The organism is Streptomyces aurantiogriseus (genome assembly GCF_014649375.1).
Taxonomy (GTDB): Bacteria; Actinomycetota; Actinomycetes; order Streptomycetales; family Streptomycetaceae; genus Streptomyces; species Streptomyces aurantiogriseus.
This window is the reverse complement of record NZ_BMSX01000001.1, coordinates 299,093-316,485: the sequence shown is the minus strand read 5'-3', so window position 1 is coordinate 316,485 and position 17,393 is coordinate 299,093. Positions and strand designations below refer to the sequence as shown.

19 protein-coding genes are annotated in these 17,393 nt (G+C 71.8%); 12 read left to right on the top strand and 7 right to left on the bottom strand.

The window, feature by feature from the left end:
* Positions 1–44: 44 nt before the first annotated feature.
* The gene (locus IE263_RS01510; RefSeq protein ID WP_189931321.1) at positions 45–1,007 is read right to left on the bottom strand and encodes an LAETG motif-containing sortase-dependent surface protein; all 963 of its coding nucleotides are present in this window, start codon (positions 1,005–1,007) and stop codon (positions 45–47) included.
* A 271-nt stretch (positions 1,008–1,278) separates the two neighbouring features.
* On the opposite strand from IE263_RS01510, the gene IE263_RS01505 reads away from it, so the two are divergent.
* Positions 1,279–2,973 (top strand): glycoside hydrolase family 13 protein, encoded by a 1,695-nt coding sequence (locus IE263_RS01505; protein WP_229910747.1) that lies wholly within the window; start codon positions 1,279–1,281, stop codon positions 2,971–2,973.
* 8 nt (positions 2,974–2,981) lie between these two features.
* On the opposite strand, the gene IE263_RS01500 is transcribed toward IE263_RS01505, so the two are convergent.
* The gene (locus IE263_RS01500) at positions 2,982–3,749 is read right to left on the bottom strand and encodes a DUF4142 domain-containing protein (RefSeq protein ID WP_189931320.1); all 768 of its coding nucleotides are present in this window, start codon (positions 3,747–3,749) and stop codon (positions 2,982–2,984) included.
* A 237-nt stretch (positions 3,750–3,986) separates the two neighbouring features.
* Here IE263_RS01500 and IE263_RS01495 point away from each other — a divergent pair, with 237 nt between their 5' ends.
* Positions 3,987–4,667 carry an O-methyltransferase gene (locus IE263_RS01495; RefSeq protein ID WP_189931318.1) on the top strand — a complete coding sequence of 227 codons (681 nt, stop codon included), beginning with the start codon at positions 3,987–3,989 and terminating at the stop codon, positions 4,665–4,667.
* A 13-nt stretch (positions 4,668–4,680) separates the two neighbouring features.
* Complete coding sequence (locus IE263_RS01490; protein ID WP_189931316.1) at positions 4,681–5,373, top strand: MOSC domain-containing protein; 693 nt, start codon at positions 4,681–4,683, stop codon at positions 5,371–5,373.
* Here the strand turns inward: IE263_RS01490 and IE263_RS01485 are convergent.
* A complete protein-coding gene (locus IE263_RS01485) occupies positions 5,277–5,831 on the bottom strand; it encodes a hypothetical protein (RefSeq protein ID WP_189931314.1) in 555 nt (184 codons plus the stop codon). The genes IE263_RS01490 and IE263_RS01485 overlap by 97 nt on opposite strands.
* A 330-nt stretch (positions 5,832–6,161) precedes the next feature.
* Between IE263_RS01485 and IE263_RS01480 the strand changes: the two genes are divergently transcribed.
* Complete coding sequence (locus IE263_RS01480; RefSeq protein WP_189931312.1) at positions 6,162–6,362, top strand: hypothetical protein; 201 nt, start codon at positions 6,162–6,164, stop codon at positions 6,360–6,362.
* 19 nt (positions 6,363–6,381) lie between these two features.
* Positions 6,382–6,726 carry a DUF1036 domain-containing protein gene (locus IE263_RS01475; RefSeq protein WP_189931310.1) on the top strand — a complete coding sequence of 115 codons (345 nt, stop codon included), beginning with the start codon at positions 6,382–6,384 and terminating at the stop codon, positions 6,724–6,726.
* Between the two features lie 25 nt (positions 6,727–6,751).
* Here the strand turns inward: IE263_RS01475 and IE263_RS01470 are convergent, their stop codons facing one another.
* Entirely contained in the window at positions 6,752–7,885 is a 1,134-nt protein-coding gene (locus tag IE263_RS01470; protein WP_189931308.1) for a M24 family metallopeptidase, read from the bottom strand.
* A 190-nt stretch (positions 7,886–8,075) separates the two neighbouring features.
* Positions 8,076–8,927 (bottom strand): hypothetical protein, encoded by an 852-nt coding sequence (locus IE263_RS01465; RefSeq protein ID WP_189931306.1) that lies wholly within the window; start codon positions 8,925–8,927, stop codon positions 8,076–8,078.
* Between the two features lie 217 nt (positions 8,928–9,144).
* Here IE263_RS01465 and IE263_RS01460 point away from each other — a divergent pair, with 217 nt between their 5' ends.
* The 3 genes from IE263_RS01460 (at position 9,145) to IE263_RS01450 (ending at position 11,511) form a co-directional block, all read left to right on the top strand.
* Positions 9,145–10,131 carry a glycoside hydrolase family 26 protein gene (locus tag IE263_RS01460; RefSeq protein WP_229910746.1) on the top strand — a complete coding sequence of 329 codons (987 nt, stop codon included), beginning with the start codon at positions 9,145–9,147 and terminating at the stop codon, positions 10,129–10,131.
* A gap of 52 nt (positions 10,132–10,183) precedes the next feature.
* Complete coding sequence (locus IE263_RS48170) at positions 10,184–11,251, top strand: M23 family metallopeptidase (protein ID WP_229910745.1); 1,068 nt, start codon at positions 10,184–10,186, stop codon at positions 11,249–11,251.
* A gap of 71 nt (positions 11,252–11,322) precedes the next feature.
* Complete coding sequence (locus tag IE263_RS01450) at positions 11,323–11,511, top strand: hypothetical protein (RefSeq protein ID WP_189931302.1); 189 nt, start codon at positions 11,323–11,325, stop codon at positions 11,509–11,511.
* 23 nt (positions 11,512–11,534) lie between these two features.
* Here the strand turns inward: IE263_RS01450 and IE263_RS01445 are convergent, their stop codons facing one another.
* Positions 11,535–12,062 carry a DUF7144 family membrane protein gene (locus IE263_RS01445; RefSeq protein WP_189931301.1) on the bottom strand — a complete coding sequence of 176 codons (528 nt, stop codon included), beginning with the start codon at positions 12,060–12,062 and terminating at the stop codon, positions 11,535–11,537.
* A 181-nt stretch (positions 12,063–12,243) separates the two neighbouring features.
* On the opposite strand from IE263_RS01445, the gene IE263_RS01440 reads away from it, so the two are divergent.
* Positions 12,244–12,747 carry an FxLYD domain-containing protein gene (locus tag IE263_RS01440; RefSeq protein ID WP_189931300.1) on the top strand — a complete coding sequence of 168 codons (504 nt, stop codon included), beginning with the start codon at positions 12,244–12,246 and terminating at the stop codon, positions 12,745–12,747.
* Positions 12,748–12,787: 40 nt separating this feature from the next.
* On the opposite strand, the gene IE263_RS01435 is transcribed toward IE263_RS01440, so the two are convergent.
* Positions 12,788–13,531, bottom strand: coding sequence for an ArsR/SmtB family transcription factor (locus tag IE263_RS01435; protein WP_189931299.1), 744 nt, complete (start codon positions 13,529–13,531; stop codon positions 12,788–12,790).
* A gap of 57 nt (positions 13,532–13,588) precedes the next feature.
* On the opposite strand from IE263_RS01435, the gene IE263_RS01430 reads away from it, so the two are divergent.
* The 3 genes from IE263_RS01430 (at position 13,589) to IE263_RS01420 (ending at position 17,276) form a co-directional block, all read left to right on the top strand.
* Positions 13,589–14,248: a flavin reductase family protein gene (locus tag IE263_RS01430; RefSeq protein WP_189931298.1), complete on the top strand. Its 660-nt coding sequence runs from the start codon at positions 13,589–13,591 to the stop codon at positions 14,246–14,248.
* A gap of 136 nt (positions 14,249–14,384) precedes the next feature.
* Positions 14,385–16,100 carry a lysyl oxidase family protein gene (locus IE263_RS01425; RefSeq protein WP_189931297.1) on the top strand — a complete coding sequence of 572 codons (1,716 nt, stop codon included), beginning with the start codon at positions 14,385–14,387 and terminating at the stop codon, positions 16,098–16,100.
* A gap of 81 nt (positions 16,101–16,181) precedes the next feature.
* The gene (locus tag IE263_RS01420; RefSeq protein ID WP_189931296.1) at positions 16,182–17,276 is read left to right on the top strand and encodes a hypothetical protein; all 1,095 of its coding nucleotides are present in this window, start codon (positions 16,182–16,184) and stop codon (positions 17,274–17,276) included.
* Positions 17,277–17,393: the final 117 nt, after the last annotated feature.

Here is a 17,393-nt window from a genome sequence, read left to right as displayed (position 1 = left end):
TGCCGCAGACGACTGACGACACATCGCGGCACCCCAGCGGAGCGTCAGCGCGTCGCCTTCCGCCGGCGCGTCGCCAGGACGATCGCCGCGCCGCCCGCCAGCAGGGCCGCGGCGCCGCCGACGATCACGCCGGTGCTGCCGTTGGCGCCGGTCTCGGCGAGGTCGCCGCCACCGCCGTTGGGGGTGGGCGCCGGGGCGGTGCTGGACTCCGAGGCGCTGGGCGTCGGGGTGGACGTCGACGGGGACTCGGACGGCGTCTCCGACGGCGTCCCCGACGGGCTCTCAGAGGCGGGCTCGGACGGGGGCTCGGAGGCCGGGGCCGACGGCGACTGCGGGGTGTCGGCCGGCGGGGAGGCCGGCGGCTGCTCGGCCGGCGGCTGCTCGGTGGGCGTGCAGTCCTTCGAGCCGCCGTTCCAGGCCGCGATCAGCTTGTCCTTGATGACCGGGCGGTCCGGGCCCTTGGGCAGGTCCCCGTGCTCGAAGCCGTCCTTCGCGTCGAGCTTGCCGTCGAACTTCACCGCGCCGCGGTAGAGGTCGATCTGCGCGTAGCACCCGGCGTCCGGGACGGCGATGTCGAGGGTGTCGGTCTTGCCGGGCTTGACCGTCACGGTGTCGAAGTCGACGAAGACCTGCTCGCCGGAGGTGCGGAAGTCCGGGCCGTGGGCCAGGTAGGAGGCCAGGGAGGCCGTGCAGGTGGTGGCGTTGTCGGCGGCCCGGACCGTGATGTGGACCTTGCCGTCGTCGGTCGGCTTCAGGTTCTGGTCGTCGACCTTCACCGAGTCGAAGAAGTTCTTGCCGTCGAGCGAGAACTGGCAGCGGTCGGTCTCCGTCTCGGTGCCCGCACCGGTCCCCGGCTGGTACTGGCCGCCGGACTTCCAGCCGTCGCCGCCGGGCGTCTCGGAGGCCCAGGCCCCGGAGGCGGCGGCGACGGACGCGGTGCACAGGGCGAGCGATGCGGCGCCCGTCCCCAGCAGGCGGCGCACGGAAACACGTCTCGCTATGGACATGCGAATCCCATCTTGGCGAGTGCCCGTCACGGGACGGCGGAGGCCGGGTCGGCGACGGCCGGGGTGACGGGTCAGATCAGAAGAAACACTGGGCCCATTGGTCACATGCGCCACGGTGTGGCCACATCGTGCGGCTCACGACAGACCGCTGTCAACCTGGGGCTATGGAGGGGGAGTTCAAGAATCCGTCACGACTTCCCCACGTGAGGAATGATCCGATCCGGATGGTGCGGACGTTGCCTTACCCGGCAAAGTGGACAGTCTCCTCTGCGTGACCGACTTCGCGCCCGACCACGAGACCGATGCCGTGACCGCCCCCGCGACCGACCTCTCCACCCGCAACCCCGACTGGTGGCGCCAAACCGTCGTCTACCAGGTGTACCCGCGCAGCTTCGCCGACGCCGACGGCGACGGCCTCGGCGACCTGAAGGGCGTCACCGACCGGCTGTCCCACTTCGCCGCCCTCGGCGTCGACGCGCTCTGGCTCAGCCCGTTCTACCCCTCCGAACTGGCCGACGGCGGCTACGACGTCATCGACCATCGGGACGTCGACCCCCGCCTGGGCACCCTGGACGACTTCGACGCCCTGGTCGCCGAGGCCCACCGCCTCGGCCTGAAGGTGATCGTCGACCTCGTCCCCAACCACACCTCCCACCGTCACGTCTGGTTCCAGGAGGCGCTCGCCGCCGGCCCCGGCTCACCCGCCCGCGACCGCTACGTCTTCCGCGACGGTCGCGGCACGCACGGCGAACTCCCGCCCACCGACTGGCAGTCCGTCTTCGGCGGCAGCGCCTGGCAGCGTGTCCCCGACGGCCAGTGGTACCTGCACCTCTTCGCCCCCGAGCAGCCCGACCTCGACTGGGACCACGAGGAGGTCCGCGAGGACTTCCGCACCACCCTGCGCTTCTGGTCCGACCGAGGCGTCGACGGCTTCCGCGTCGACGTGGCCCACGCCCTCGCCAAGGACCTGAGCGAGCCGCTACGGGACCTCGGCGCCCCGGAGTTGAGCGCCGAGGACTCCCTGGCGGCTCTCGCCCCGGGCACCCACCCCTTCTACGACCGCGACGAGGTCCACGCGATCTACCGCGACTGGCGCCGCGTCCTGGACAGCTACTCCCCGCCCCGCACGGCGGTCGCCGAGGCCTGGGTCCCGGGCGCCCGCCGCGCCCTGTACGCCCGCCCCGACGAGCTGAACCAGGCCTTCAACTTCGAGTACCTGCAGGCCGCTTGGGACGCGGCGGCGATCCGCGAGGTCATCACGGCGTCGCTCGCCACCGCCCGTGCCGTGGGCGCCTCCGCGACCTGGGTCCTGTCCAACCACGACGTCGTCCGCCACGCCTCCCGGCTGATGCTCCCGCCGGGCACCGACGAGAACGCCTGGCTGCTCTCCGGCGGCCACGCCCCGCCCGTCGACGAGGAAGCCGGCCTGCGCCGCGCCCGCGCGGCCACCCTGCTGATGCTGGCGTTGCCGGGATCGTCGTACGTCTACCAGGGCGAGGAACTCGGCCTGCCCGAGGTCGCCGACCTGCCCGTGGAGGTCCTCCAGGACCCGCTCTGGGAACAGACGGGCCGGGTCCGCAAGGGCCGCGACGGCTGCCGGGTGCCGCTGCCGTGGACGACGACCGGGCCGTCGTACGGCTTCGGCGCGGGCGGCGCGTGGCTGCCGCAGCCCGCGTCCTTCGCGCGGTACGCCGTCGAGGCGCAGGACGGCGTGGACGGCTCCACGCTGGAGCTGTACCGCACGGCCCTGCGCCTGCGCCGCAAGCTGCTGGAGGGCGAGGAGCTGAGCTGGGCGGAGGACACCCCGCCCGGCGTGCTGGCCTTCGCACGCTCCGACGGCTGGCGGTGTGTGGCGAACCTGTCGGACACCCCCGTCGCGTTGCCGCCCGGGGAGGTGCTGCTGGCGAGCGTCCCCCTGGACGGCGAGGGCCGGATCGGCCCGGACACGACGGTGTGGCTGGCGTAGGGGGAGCCCTACTGTCCTACTACACCCCCTGCCGTGGGCGCCGGCGCCGGGGTCACCCCGCCCGCCACGGACGCGGCGTCGATGTCCACGGGGGTGGACGTGGCGGTCGGCGGCGGAGTGAGGACGATCATCTGCTCGCCCGCGGCCGGCACCGGCGGGGTCAGGTCCGCCTGGGGCAGCTTCGGCGGGGTGGTCTGGTTGAAGAGCGTCTGGTCGAAGTCGACCATGCCGGTCTTCTCCATCACCGTGATGTGGTCGAGAACGGTGTCGTTGGCCTGGTCGGCCAGCGCCCGCACGAGCGTGTTCTTGGTGGTGGACCGGATCTTCGCCACGGTGTTGAAGATGGAACCGTGCGTCTGGCGCAGGATGTTGGCGAACTCGATGTCGAACTGCTGGCCCTGGGCCGCCTGAAGCTTGCTGACGAAGCCGACCTGCTGCGGGCTGGCCACGTTGGGGATCGTGATGTTCAGCATCGGTGCGATCTTGCGGCAGGTGGTGTCCAGGGCCGCGTGCCCGTCGATCAGGTGCTCGCTGGCGGTCTTGACCGCGGGGCTCTGTCCCTTCTGCAGCCCGATGAACCCCACCGGGTACTCCCAGAGGCCGGCCGCCCGGACGGCCACGACGAATGACCGGTCGGCCTCCGTCAGCGGCCCCCACTGCGTGTTGGCGATGATCCGGTCACCTGACGTCGAGGTCGTCTCGAGTCCCAGCATCGACGGGTAGGCGAGGGCTGCAAGGGTCAGGCTGAGAGCGCCACCCACGAAGGCAGTTCCCATCACGTTCCGCGAAAAACGCACCGTTCCTCCTTGCCCGGTAGGGGATACCGCCTGTGCTCGCTGTGCTCGTCGTACTCGGTGTACTCGCTGTGCTCGGCGGGGTCGGACACACAGGAGTACGTACGGAAGCCCACGGGGACTCACAGGTTTCTGCAAAAACTTGCCCGACGGGGGCGGGAGGCGGGGTAAGTTCCCATACGGAACGCACTAGTTGTCCTGTACGGGAAAGGGGACCCGGTGGCGGAGCACCACACCTGGACGGCGGTCGACGACTACTTCAACACCCTGCTGGTGGAGGAGGACGAGGCCCTCGGGGTGGCCGGTGCGGGCAGCGAGGCCGCGGGCCTGCCGCCCCATCAGGTCGCTCCCAACCAGGGAAAGTTGCTGCATCTCCTCGCCCGGATCCAGGGCGCCCGCACGATCCTGGAGATCGGCACCCTCGGCGCCTACAGCACGCTGTGGCTGGCCCGCGCCCTGCCGGAGGGCGGCCGGCTGGTGACGCTGGAGGCGGACCCGGGGCATGCGGAGGTGGCGGCGGCGAACATCGCGAGGGCGGGGCTGGCGGAGGTGGTGGACCTACGGGTCGGCAAGGCCCTGGACACACTGCCGAAGGTGGCCGAGGAGGCAGGGGAGGCGGGGGCGCCTTTCGACCTGGTCTTCATCGACGCGGACAAGCCCTCGAACCCGGAGTACCTGGAGTGGGCCCTGCGCCTGACCCGCCCCGGCAGCGTCATCATCGGCGACAATGTGGTGCGCGACGGCGCGGTGACGGACGCGGACAGCGAGGACCCGCGCGTGAGGGGCGTCCGCCGCTTCACCGAACTCATCGCCGGGCACCCGAGGTTGACGGCGACGGCGGTGCAGACGGTGGGCGAGAAGGGGTACGACGGTTTCGTACTGGCGCTGGTGACGGGCTGAGGGGGCGTTGCGCATGCCGGCGAGGGTCGCGGAGATCACGTACTACCCGGTGAAGGGCTGTGCGGGAATCACGGTCACGGAGGCGGAGGTGACACCGACCGGCCTGCGGGACGACCGCACGTACGCGGTCGTCGACGAGAAGGGCGACTTCCGCTGGCAGTGGGGCAACCCGGCGCTCGCCCTGATCACCCCCGAGCTGAAGGACGGCGAGCTGTGGCTCAGCGCCCCGGACCGGGAGACGCTGCACGTACCGCCCGACGGGAGCGGGGCCGACGTCTGGCTGACGGACGTCCTGGGCGAACCGAGCAGCCTGGTCCGCCCGCCGGCCGGCAACAACGGCCGCCTCCACGTGGTCTCACGCGCCAGCCTGGACCTGCTGAACGGGAAGCTCATGGAGCGGGGCGCCGAACCCCTCCCCATGAACCGCTTTCGCCCGAACGTGGTGATCGACGGCTGGCCGACTCCCCACACGGAGGACGGTGTCGGCCGCGTGTCCCTCGCCGACGCCGAACTCACCTTCACCGAGCGCACCATCCGCTGCGCCATCACGATGGTCGACCAGGAAACGGGCCTCCGATCCGGCCCGGAGCCCCTGCGTACCCTCGCCGACTACCGAAGGGAGCCGGACGGGATCGCCTTCGGCGCGTACTTCGCGGTGCTGCGGCCGGGGAAGGTGTCGGTGGGGGACGCGGTGGCGGTGGCGTGAACGCCGGGGGCTGCCCGCTGCCTTGTGGAGGCGTCGGCCCACTGATCACGGACCTCCGGGGGAACGAAGAAGAGCCACCCCGGAGTGACGTGGTAGCCGTATTCGCAGGCGTCGTGGTCCGCACCCCGTTCGCTCACCGCCGTGCGATAGGCGATGCGGCTCCCCAGGGAGTCCAGCCCGTCCGCTCCCACGGCGAGCACCAGAGTCACCGTCAGATGCAGCACCGGACGCAGGGGACGACGTGAGGGCGTCCTGACAGCCCGAACCGCTCCGACGACGGACACGGCCGCGGCACCGACGATGCACAGGGCCACACCCCAGGAGACCGCCGTGAGGGACCCCGGGGTGCGGCACAGGATGTAGAACTGCGGCTCCTTGGCGGGCGTGCGCTCGTAGAGGGCGAGCCAGACGGCTGCGAGCCCTGAGGCGGGGACGAGGAACCACAGCCGCGCGTACATGACTGATCGCCTTGCGGTTCCTTCGTGAGCCGGAGGACGAAGTCACGAGAACGCTCGGGTCCCAGTGACACGGTCAGCCTCCACCTTACGGAAGCCCGTTCGGAGCGACCGGAGTTGGGCCTCCGAATCGACCAGCGCCGCAGTACGTCCGGTGTGACCTGGTCGCCGCGTCCGGCTCCGCATGCGGGATGGGGCGTGCGGGCCCAGAATGGAAGGCGTGGGACTCGTCCGGCCTGTGTTGCGCAGACAACGCGGCCATCTTGAGCCCGATCCCCGGGGCCGGGGACCCGGGGCACCCCTTTCCTTCAGGTCCAGGTCTGGAGCACTTCCATGAATTACGAGCCTTCCACGCAGGCCGAGACCACCGCGACCACAGAGGAAGCACTGGATCGCGCGGTGGCCGCCAGGGTGTCGACGGCGGCAGGCGGCAGCGAGAGCCGCAGCGAGGCGCACGCCACCTCCGGAATGAACGCCGAAGCGCAGCCCAACGGCACCAAGCCCGCAGTCCGCAAGCAAGCTCCCGCCGTGTGACGTGTAAGGAGGACGGGCCATGTCACTGAGGTTCAGGAACAACCACCACTCCACCGTCTGGGCGATGTACGAGCGGTTCTTCCCCAACTGCCCGGACGGAGGCGACTGGCTGAAGGTGGGCTGGTTCCAGATCGAACCGGGCCAGGAACGCGTCGTCTACACCGGCGACGCCGACGCCGTGAACCGGTTCTGGTACGCCTACGCGCACACGAGCGACGGCGTCGAGTGGGGCGGCACCTTCCCGGAGCTGGTTCCGGTCCGTCGTTTCGAGTGGTGCGAGAAGATCTCCGACACCAACTCGCGGACCATCCACATGCACCAGTTCGAGGTCGGCGCCACGAACCACGTGCACACGTTCCGCTGAGCCCGACTCGTCCAGCAGGCCTCGCTCAGGTCACCACCGCCATCTCGCGCGAGGTGACGTTCAGCCGCCGTGCCCCCTCCTGCGTACAGGTCACGATGTCCGCGATCCGTACGCCGAACCGGCCGGTGAGGTAGATCCCCGGCTCGATCGAGAAACACATGCCGGGGACGAGGGGCTGTTCCTCGCCGGCCACCAGGTACGGCGGCTCGAGCGTGGTGATACCGATGCCGTGGCCGGTGCGGTGGAGGATGCGGTCGCCGTAGCCGGCGTCGGCGATCACCGCACGGGCCACCCGGTCGATCTCCTGGCAGGGCACGCCGGGACGCACCGCCTCGAAGGCGGCCTGCTGGGCCGTACGGACGATCTCGTGCACCGTCCGCTCCTCGTCGGTGGGCGGACCGACGTGGACGGTACGGGAGAGGTCGGACGCGTAGCCGTCCTTCAGCCCTCCGAAGTCCAGGACCACCATGTCGCCGTCCTCGATCACGCGCTCACCGGCCGCGTGCTGCGGATCGGCCCCGTGGGGCCCCGACCCGACGACGGCGAAGTCGACCTGACCGTGCCCGTGCAGGAGCAGCAGCCGGGCCAGGTCGGCGGCCACGTCGATCTCACGCCGCCCGGCGAACGGCACGGCCAGGATCTCCTCGTACACCGCGTCCGCCGCCGCCCCCGCCGCCGCGAGCCGCGCGACCTCCTGCTCGTCCTTCACCGCCCGCAGCATCGGCAGCGCGATGGTCAGCGCGCGGTAGGTGGTGAGGGGGAGGGCCTCCTCGAGCCCGAGCAGATGCAGGGCCCAGGCGTCGTCGGAGATCCCGTAACGGCCGTGGGGCATCAGGAGACCGGCCGCCACGGCGTACGGGTCCTGCCCGTCCTGCCATGCGCTGATCCGGACCGCCCCCGCACCGGGGGCCGCCGCCGCGTCCGGCCGCTCCAGGGCCGGAACCAGCAGGTGCGGCTCCTCGTCGTGGGCGAGGACGAGGAGGGTGAGGCGCTCGGTGACCGCCGCGGGCCGGTACCCGCACAGCCGCACCAGGTCCGGGCCGGGCGTGACGAGCAGCCCGGTCAGCCCCGCGACCGAGGCGTCCCGAGCGGCACGGTCCATACGCGCGGCGTACTCCTGGCGGGTGAAGGCCACGGGACCCACTCCCTCATCACTCATCGCGCCGCCTCGTCCTCGGGCCGTACGGGTCCCGTCCATTGGACCGGGCGCGGGGCGTGGGTACGGCACCGTGCGCCGCCGTACGGGTGACCCTCGGTCCTGGTACTACGCTGCGTGCCGCAGCCCCGGCACGCAGCGGAGACCGTACTCAGAGGCCGGACGTCAGAGGCCGGACGTCAGAGGCCGGACGTCACAGCCCGTACCGCCCCTTCAGATGCCGCCAGAAGTCGCGGAACATCCACTTGTCGAACTCGGTGATCTGGGCCGCGCTGCCGGCCTTCATCAGGAAGCAGCACTGGCCGGTCGGGGTCCAGTCGTAGAAGTCGTCGAGGCCGAAGGTGTGGCCGACCTCGTGCAGATAGATGTGGATGTTCTGCTGGTCGAGGGCGGAGGTGAAGTACTCCTGGCCGAGCCGCTGGCCCCAGTCGCCGCCGGCGCCGCCCTGGAAGCCCTTGGTCAGCCAGAGCGACTGGTCGTAGTGGCGGGCGGTGCCGCCGGGGCACTTGGAGTAGTTGCCGTCCTGGTGGAAGAAGCGGCCGCAGTCGGGGGCGCACTGCGGGGCGCCGCCGCCGTCGAGGATGTTGGTGTAGATGTCGACGGAGTTGTCGGTCCACTGGAGGGTGGAGCGGTTCTTCACCGCCCAGCCGACTATGTTGACCGGGACCGTGGTGTACGGCCAGTTGTTGTAGCCCCGGCCGTTCTCCGTCTGGGCGGCCATCCACAGGGCGAACTGCCGCTTGAGCGCCGTGTGGATCCGGTCGCGCAGGGCGGCGCTGACCGGGGCGTCGGACTCCCAGCGGACGCAGTAGTTGATGCTGCCCTTGTTGGCCATGATCTGGTCCCAGCCGTAGTTGCGGAACCCGTAGAGGTCGGGGTACGTCGTCGAGACGTGGTTCCAGACCTCGTTGATCGGCTGGACGAGATTCGCGGGCGGGTTCCACTCGTTGGCGGCCTCGGCGCGGGGGGCCGCCGTTCCGGTCGCGTGGAGCAGGGCGGCCAGGGCCGCGAGCACGGTGAACAACCGTGCGAGATGCCTGCGCATGGGTGAACTCCTCGTGTGGGGAACGGGATTCACGTACACCTACCAGTCGCCGCACCCGCCCTCGGAGGTTGCCCCCTCTCCCCGCTCCACCCGCCTCGAACTGCCGTACGCCCACTGCTGCGACTGCGGCGGGAGCGGCCGGGGTGCTGTCCCCGGTCCGGGTGGTCCCCTGGCGAGTCCGGCGTGTGCAGGGGTGGGGGGTGGTCATCATGAGCCGGTGCGACAACCTCCTCGTGTTCTTGTCATCGCCCTCGCCGCGCTGGCCCTTCTGGCCGGTCCGGCCTGCATCCGGCTCGGAGGGGGGTGGCCGGGATTCGCTCCGCCGCCCCGCGTGCCGCCCGCCTTCGGCGCCTACCTCGGGTATGACTCGGACGCCGTGCGGCGGTTGGCGGGGCTCGACGGATGGGTGGGAGCGGCCACGCCGCGCGTCGGACGGGCCTTTCTGCCGGGGGACCGGTGGAGCCGTATCGAGGGGGAGCCCGGGCATCTGCAGCACTGGGCGACGTGGCGCAAGGCGCGGAAGGAGCGGATGTTCGTGCTCAACGTGCCGATGCTGGACCGGAGCGAGGCGCATCTGCCCGACTCCGTCGTGCGGCGGGAGCTGAGGAGGGGCGCGGACGGGGCGTACGACAGGCATTTCCGGACGCTCGGGCGGCGGCTCGTCGGGCTCGGGCTCTCCGACACCGTGCTCGTCATCGGGTGGGAGATGAACGGCATCACCTACCAGCACCGGTGCGGTCCGGACCCGGACGCCTGGAAGCAGTACTGGAAGCGCGTGGTGCGGGCCATGCGGGCCGTGCCCGGGCAGCGGTTCCGGTTCGAGTTCACGCCCAACCGGGGGCGGGACGCCATCCCCTGGACCAGGTGCTACCCCGGCGACGCCTATGTCGACGTCATCGGCATGGACGCCTACGACCATCCCGAGGGCATGCCCTTCAAGGAGCAGGTCGCCGAGCCGTACGGGCTGGCGGCGCACGTGCGGTTCGCCAAGGAGCACGGCAAGCCCGTCTCGTATCCCGAGTGGGGGCTGTACCGGAACGGGGACAACCCGGCGTACGTACGCGGCATGCTCGGCTGGTTCGCCCGGCACCGGCCGCTCTACCAGACCATCAGCGACTACTGCCCGCACGGGGTGTGGCTGTGCCGGGACAACCCACGGTCCTCCGACGTGTACAGGAAGCTGGTGGCGCGGCCGAACGGCTGAACACGCGGTGCGTCAACCGGTCCGGGAGCCTCACCGGTCCGATGATCCCAAGATGCGACGAGAACACCCCGCGCGCTTTCCCCGCACGCGTCTCGGTGCCACGACCGGGACCACCCTCCTGGCCGTACCCCTGGCCGTTCTCCTGGTCACGCTCGCCCCGGTGCCCGCCGGTGCCGGGAGCGGTGGGGTCCGCGAGGATGCCGCCCGGGCCGTGGAGGCGCACGAGCAGGCCCGTGAACGGGCCGACCGGCTCCGCGAGGCGCACGCCGACGACAGGACGGTCCAGGCGGCCGAGCACCACCGCAAGGCCGTTCGCGCCCAGCTGTGGGACATGCTGTGGGCGGTGGCACGGAACACCGGCGATCCGGCCGCCGTGGACCCGTCCGGGCGGGACGGACAGTGCTTCGCCCGCGACAGCAGCCGACCGCCCAAGCACCGCAAGCAGCCACCCGAGAACCACGGCCACCAGCCCGACAGCCACGGCCACCAGCCCGAAAGCCACCGCCACCAGCCCGAGGACCGCAGCGGGCCGCCCAGGGGCCGCAGCCACCAGCCCGAGGACCGCAACGAGCTGCTCGGGGACCGCAGCGGGCCGTCCGGGGGCCGCGGTCACCAGCCCGAGCAGCGCAGCGGGCCCCCCAAGGACCGCGCCCCGGCCTGGACCACCCCGACCCGCGGCTACTGGCTCTCCGCCGGCTACGCGGACCGCGGCCCCCGCTGGACCCACCGTCACACCGGCCAGGACTTCGCCGTGCCCACCGGCACCCCGGTGTACGCCGTCGGCCCCGGCACCGTCCGCGTGACCACCTGCGGCGACGGCTTCGGCCACCAGGTCCTGATCCGCCACCCCTACGGCTACTTCACGCAGTACGCCCACCTCTCCCGCATCGACGTCCGCAAGGGCGAGCGGGTCACGGCGGGCCAACGCATCGGCCTCTCCGGCGCGACCGGCAACGTCACCGGCCCCCACCTCCACTTCGAGGTACGCATCACGCCCTACATGGGCTCCGCGGTGCCGCCGTTGCCGTACCTGCGGAGAAAGGGAGTCGAGGTGGTGCCGGACAGCCAGGTACGGCCAGGCCCGGCCAGGTCCGGCAGGGAAATCCCGCGCGAGGGGTGACGGCGGCCGGGCACACTGTGCGTTCGACGGCGGGGAAGGGGACCCTGGAGCGTGCGAGCAGTGAGCAGGCAGTGAGCAAGCGGCGTTACGTCGCCCGGGGCGTGCCCGGCGGCTACCGCATCTGGGACAACCGGGGTCGCCGCTACTGGGGCGACTTCTACGAGCTGTGCCCGGACGAGCTGCTGACGGAGCTGAACGGGCGGGCCGATCAGGCGCGGATCGTCGAACTGATGCGGAAGTACAAGAAGTTGAAGCGCTGAAGGCGGTCGGTCCGGCTTCCGGCTCAGGCCGGCCGGGCCGTCGCCCTCGGCGGCCGGTACGTGGCCAGCGACCAGATCACGAAGATGTCGACGGCGATCAGGACGAGCGACCAGACGGGCGCGTACGGCAGGAACAGGAACTGCAGGATCAGGCTCAGCGAGGCCAGCAGGATGCCCGCGGTCCGGGCCCGGCCGGCCCCCTTGAGGATGCCCCACCCGGTGGCGGCGGCCACGACACCCAGGATCAGCAGGATCCAGCCCCAGCCGGTGAGGTTGATCCGGTAGACGTAGTCGCCGACGCGGGCGTACACCTCGTCCTCGGCGATCGCGGCGATGCCCTGGAGGGCGGTGAGGATGCCGTGCACCAGCATCAGCACCCCCGCGAAGACGACACCGCCGCCGGCCCAGCCGCTCTCGTCCACCGGACGGGAGCCCCACGACGCCGGGGGACGGTTGGTGCCCTGGTGGGACGGGTCCCAGATGGGCGACTCCCGGGGGGTGACAGGGGGCTCCTCGGGCGTGTGGGACTGCGAGGGCTGCTCGCTGCTCATGGCCGTACCCGCTTCCGTGTGCTCCTGTGCCTGTGTCGGCCGTGCTCTCCGACGATCTGTCCGGGGGTGGCCCGGCACCACGAGGAGTGGCCCGTCCGGGTGAGCCGGCATGCGGGCGCGGGCGGGTGGACCTTCACTGGAGGAGATTCGCTGGACGACCCGACCCGACGCTGGAGGCCCCATGACAGCTCACCGCACCCCCTGGGCGACGACGGCCGCGCCGACGGCGACGGCGTGCACCCTCCTGCTGTCCGGCTGCCTCCTGCTGTCCGGCTGCACGGACGACACCGACCCGTCGTCCGTGACCAGCCGCGCCGCGTCCGCCGCGGAGTCGCTCGGCGGACGGGCAGCGGACGCGTTCGCCTCGGCGACCGCGGAGGTCGGCCGCAAGCTGGACGGCATCAAGGGCGGAGTCGAGGCCAAGGGCGACGTGAAACTCGGCAGCCCGTCCAGGGACGGGGACGGCCGCGGCACCGTCGAGGTGACCGCCACGAACTCCGCCGACTCGACGAAGTCCTTCGCCGTCCAAGTCGACTTCCGCGACGGCAACGGCAATTGGCAGGACACGGTCCTCGTCACCGTCCCCGACGTACCGGCCGGCAAGTCCAAGGCGGCCAGTGCACGGACCACGCACAGGGTGCCGGCGGAGGTCCGGGCCGAGGTGGGGCGGGCGGTGCGGTACTGACCACCGCGGGAGCCGGCACCGTACGGACCGCGTCGGGCCCCTACACGTCCCCCGGCCCGGCCAGCACGCCCTCCTCCACCCCCAAGCGCTCCCGCAGGGCTCTCCGGCCCTCCTCCGTCACCGTCACGATCCGTGTCGTGCCCCTGCGGACCATCCAGCCGCGCTCCAGGGCGTGCCGGAACAGGGCCGCGCCCACCGCGCCCGCCAGGTGGGGGCGGCGTTCCGTCCAGTCGAGGCAGGTGCGGACGTGGGCGCGGTTGTCGCGGTGGTCGGCTATGCCCTCGTGGCGGAGCCAGTCCTTGCCCTCGGGGGTGAGGGTGGGGCCGTAGTCCCAGGTCAGGAGGTGGCGGTCGGAGAGGGCGTCGGTGATGGCCACCGCCACCGTGCCCGCCAGGTGGTCGAAGCAGGTGCGGGCGTGGGTGAGGGAGCGGTGGCGGTGGGCGTCGCGCAGGGAGCGGACGTGGGCCGGGCGAAGGGGGGCGTGGGAGGCGAGGCTTTCGATCATTTCGGCGGTGTCGGCGTCGGCGAGGCGGACGTGGCGGTGGCGGCCCCGGCGTTCCTCCTCCAGCAGGCCGCCGGCGACCAGGCGGTTGAGGTGTGCGGTCGCGGTGGAGGCGGCCACGCCCGTGTGGCGGGCCAGTTCCGTGGCCGTCCAGGTGCGGCCGTCCAGCAGGGCCAGGCACATCGCGGCCCGGGTGCGGTCCGCGAGCAGGCCGGCCAGGGCCGCCAGGTCGGGGCGGTCGATGGGGTGGTGGTCGGCTGCGGTCGCGTGCACGTCTCCCATGGTGAGCACCGTACGTTTCGGCGGGGACCGAAGTGTCGGAGGCCTAGCGTTCCCGGCATGAGCGCAACAGCCAACGCCACGACGACGGCCCGCCCCGAGCAGCACCTCCCCATCGCGCCGAGCATTCTGTACTTCGGTACCCCGGTGGCCCTGCTCGCCACCGAGAACCCCGACGGCACCCCCAACCTCGCCCCTGTCTCCTCCGCCTGGGCGCTGGGTTACACCGTCGTCCTCGGGATCGGCCGCGAGAGCCGTACCGTCGAGAATCTGGACGCCCGGCCGGAGTTGGTCATCAACCTGCCCGGTCCCGGGCTGTGGCGGCAGGTCGAGGCGCTCGCCCCGCTCACCGGCACGGACCCGGTGCCGGAGGCCAAGCGCGCCACCTACCGGTACGAGCCGGACAAGTTCGCGGCCGCGGGGCTCACCTCGCAGCCCGCCGAGACGGTACGGCCGCCACGGGTCGCGGAGTGCCGGCTCCAACTGGAGGCCGTCGTACGGGAGATGAGGCCGGGCGGTGCGGACGGGCACTTCCGGATCGTCGAGTGCGAGGTGCTGCGGGTCCACGCCGACGCCTCCGTCGTCGTCCCCGGGACCCAGCATGTCGACCCGTCGGCCTGGAGCCCGCTGATCTACAACTTCCGCCACTACCACGGCCTCGCGCCGGAACTCGGCCACGGCTTCCGTTCCGAGACCCCGCGAGGCCGCAACAGCAGGTGAATTTCTTCCCCAACAGGCAACCTGGGCAACGGTTTTACCTGTCTCACAGGATGTTCACAGATGTGTGGCCTGGGCGCGTGGGGTGCGTCCGTACGAGGGCCGCCTCCGTGGGCTGTCCAGTCCGATGCCACTGACCATGGCACTCGCAGACGAGGAACCGATGACCAGTCAGCCACATCGCAAGGGGCTCAAGCGCGCCGCGTTCGCCGCGGGCGCCGCGCTCACCGTCGTAGCCGTCGCCGGGGCCGCACCCGGCGCCGGCGCGGCCCCGCAGAGCAAGCCCGGCGTGCCGGAGCTCAAACTGATCGCCGCGTCGAAGTCCGTGACGCTCGACCGGTGGGAGTGGGACGGACAGGCCGGAGTGAATCTGGACCTGGGTACGTACGTCTCGGTCGACAACGCGCCGCTGGAGTTCAAGGTGACGCGCAAGTCGTACAAGGACCCCGTCGTCGCCGAGCAGATCCTGCGCGACGGGACGAAGACGAAGACCAAGAAGCTGCCCGCCGGCCTGGTGAACGACTTCTCCGGGCTGCCCGGCTTCCTGGAGGTGTCCGTCACGGACGCGTCCGGGGCCGAGGTCGCCACCAGCAAGGGAACCTTCTGCCCGAACAACGCTTCCGGCCGGATCCGTCCGGACGCCCCGGCGACCTCGCACTATCCGCAGAGCTGCCCCACCAACCCGTTCACGCTGGGTTCGGTGTGGGGCGTCGAGAAGGGCTGGGCGGCCAACACCAGCACCATCGACTACGACAAGCCGGTGGACCTGCCCGTGGGCGAGTACACCGCCACGGTGTCGGTGGCGAAGAAGTACCGGGACCTGTTCGGCATCCCCGACGACCGGCCGACCATCAAGGTGACGGTACGTCAGGAGTCCGACGGGGGCGAGGGCGTGGGCCTGCGGTCCGCCGCCGCTCACGGCGGGCACGGCGCGCACTCCGCGCACGCCGGGGGCCAGGCGGCCGGCGACACCGGTCACCACTACGGCACGCGCGGCGCCGACGCCCCCACCCCGCCCGCCCTCTCCCACGCCCTCGAGGACCGTGGCCTCGCCCACCACCTGGGCGACGGCAAGGGCCACACCGACGGCTCCCGCATCGCGCCCGCGCTGAAGGCCAACGCCAAGGAGCCCACCGGCCGGGCGAGCGTCCCGGCCAACGCGCCCAAGCCGGACCTGCGGTCCCTGCCGGCCTGGGGCTTCGAGATCACCGACGGCGAGGACGGCGACGTACCCGGCAGGGACTACCTCGCCTTCAGCGCCAACGTCTGGAACGCGGGCCCGGCCCCCCTCGTCGTGGACGGCTTCCGCAGCCCCGGCCAGGACCTGATGGACGCCTACCAGTACTTCTACGACGCCAACGGCAAGCAGATCGGCTACACCCCCACCGGCACCATGGAGTGGGACCCGCGCGTCGGCCACGAGCACTGGCACTTCACCGACTTCGCCAGCTACCGCCTGCTGAGCGAGGACAAGACCAAGGAGGTGCGCAGCGGCAAGGAGGCGTTCTGCCTGGCCAACACCGACGCCGTCGACTACACGGTGAAGAACGCCAACTGGCACCCGTACAACACCGACCTGTCCACCGCCTGCGGTGAGCAGAACTCGATCTCCGTGCGCGAGGTCCTGGACGTCGGCTCCGGCGACACCTACACCCAGTACCGCCCGGGCCAGTCCTTCGACATCACCGACCTGCCCAACGGCACGTACTACGTCGAGGTCCTCGCCAACCCGGCGAAGCGCCTGAAGGAGACGAACCTCAACAACAACACCTCCCTGCGCAAGGTCGTCCTCGGCGGCACCCCGGGTGCCCGTACGGTGTCGGTTCCGCCGTACGACCTGATCGACGCGCCGTAACCGGTTGGGCGTTGGCGGGGGACATGCCAGGATGAGCGGATTCTGGTCATGATCCGTCGACTCGGGGGAGCAAGCGACGTCATGAGCACCGCCGCCGACGCCTACGACCGCCCGCCCTACCGCACACCCGACGCCCCGGCCCGCGCGAGCGGGCCGGGTGCGTGGGCGCTCGACGTGCTGCTGCCGTGGCGGCTGGCCCGGCGCGTCTACGGCCCTTTCCACATCCTCCGCTTCAGCGCGGCCGACGCCGTCGGACCCGTCGGACAGGCGGCCGACCCGCTCATCGAACGGCTGCTGCTGCCCAGGGCGTTGCTGGGGCTGGGTGTCCTCTTCCTGATCGTCCGCCTGGTCACGGGCGGAGGCATCGTCGAGCCCATCGGCGAGGCCTTCAGCGACAGCGTCCTGATGCTGGCCACCGGCCCGGTGGCCCTCCTCCTGGCCTGCGTCCCGCTCATCGCCGTGGCCCGCCCCGGCACCCGCGGCCGGGTGGCCCGCCTCTGTGTCCGCCCCCTGCTGACCGCCCTGCTCACGGCGGTCTTCTGCGGCCTGTTCGTGGCCTGGGCGCTCCACGGCTACGACTACGAGCCCGACCAGGCCGCCTGGCTGGTCCTTGCGGTGCTGTTCGGCCCCTGGCTCACGGTCTTCTTCGGCTCCGTCCTCTATCTGATCCACCGCAACGCCTTCAGCACCGGCGGCCACCCCCTCGTCCGCCCCCTGGCGAGCGTCCCCCTGGTCTGGCTGACGGCGATCGCCCACGCGGTGCTCATCGACGCGGTCGAGGCCTACCCCGGCTCGCACCCCACGCCGTCCTACTACGTGGCCCTCTTCGCCGGCCCGGCCGCCGTGACCGGGACCGCCGTGGCCGAGATCGTCCTCCTCCGCCGCCGCCACGGGGTCGGCTTCCGGGGCCCACTGCCGGGCTGGCGCCCCCCACAGCCCCGCCTGTCCGCGATCCCCGCCCCCCTCGTCGAACGACTCCGCACCGACGTGGCTCACGGCCTGTCCCACCACTGGCCCTGCTACGTCGACCGCACCGGCGTGGTCTGGGCCGTGACCCCAGCCGTACACACCGGCCAACGGGTCATGTGGCCCTACGTCCCCACCTTCACGGAGCAGACCCGGCCCGCGGTGTGGGCGGAGGTCGAGGCGGCGGCGGGGCCGTTGCGGCCGAGGTGAGCGGGGAACCGGGGACGGCCGGCCCGGCCCGGCGGCCGCCCCGCCGGAACCGCGACGTCGGCCGTGTTCACCTTCGTCGTCCCGGAGGACGGCGAACCCGTCCCGCACACGATGGGC

Coding starts and splice junctions, on each gene's coding strand:
- IE263_RS48170 (WP_229910745.1), top strand. CDS start 10,184: ATGCGACGAGAACACCCCGCGCGCTTTCCCCGCACGCGTCTCGGTGCC.
- IE263_RS01485 (WP_189931314.1), bottom strand. CDS start 5,831: ATGTACGCGCGGCTGTGGTTCCTCGTCCCCGCCTCAGGGCTCGCAGCC.
- IE263_RS01475 (WP_189931310.1), top strand. CDS start 6,382: ATGTCACTGAGGTTCAGGAACAACCACCACTCCACCGTCTGGGCGATG.
- IE263_RS01445 (WP_189931301.1), bottom strand. CDS start 12,062: ATGAGCAGCGAGCAGCCCTCGCAGTCCCACACGCCCGAGGAGCCCCCT.
- IE263_RS01440 (WP_189931300.1), top strand. CDS start 12,244: ATGACAGCTCACCGCACCCCCTGGGCGACGACGGCCGCGCCGACGGCG.
- IE263_RS01480 (WP_189931312.1), top strand. CDS start 6,162: ATGAATTACGAGCCTTCCACGCAGGCCGAGACCACCGCGACCACAGAG.
- IE263_RS01470 (WP_189931308.1), bottom strand. CDS start 7,885: ATGAGTGATGAGGGAGTGGGTCCCGTGGCCTTCACCCGCCAGGAGTAC.
- IE263_RS01490 (WP_189931316.1), top strand. CDS start 4,681: ATGCCGGCGAGGGTCGCGGAGATCACGTACTACCCGGTGAAGGGCTGT.
- IE263_RS01430 (WP_189931298.1), top strand. CDS start 13,589: ATGAGCGCAACAGCCAACGCCACGACGACGGCCCGCCCCGAGCAGCAC.
- IE263_RS01425 (WP_189931297.1), top strand. CDS start 14,385: ATGGCACTCGCAGACGAGGAACCGATGACCAGTCAGCCACATCGCAAG.
- IE263_RS01435 (WP_189931299.1), bottom strand. CDS start 13,531: ATGGGAGACGTGCACGCGACCGCAGCCGACCACCACCCCATCGACCGC.
- IE263_RS01465 (WP_189931306.1), bottom strand. CDS start 8,927: ATGCGCAGGCATCTCGCACGGTTGTTCACCGTGCTCGCGGCCCTGGCC.
- IE263_RS01500 (WP_189931320.1), bottom strand. CDS start 3,749: ATGGGAACTGCCTTCGTGGGTGGCGCTCTCAGCCTGACCCTTGCAGCC.
- IE263_RS01510 (WP_189931321.1), bottom strand. CDS start 1,007: ATGTCCATAGCGAGACGTGTTTCCGTGCGCCGCCTGCTGGGGACGGGC.
- IE263_RS01420 (WP_189931296.1), top strand. CDS start 16,182: ATGAGCACCGCCGCCGACGCCTACGACCGCCCGCCCTACCGCACACCC.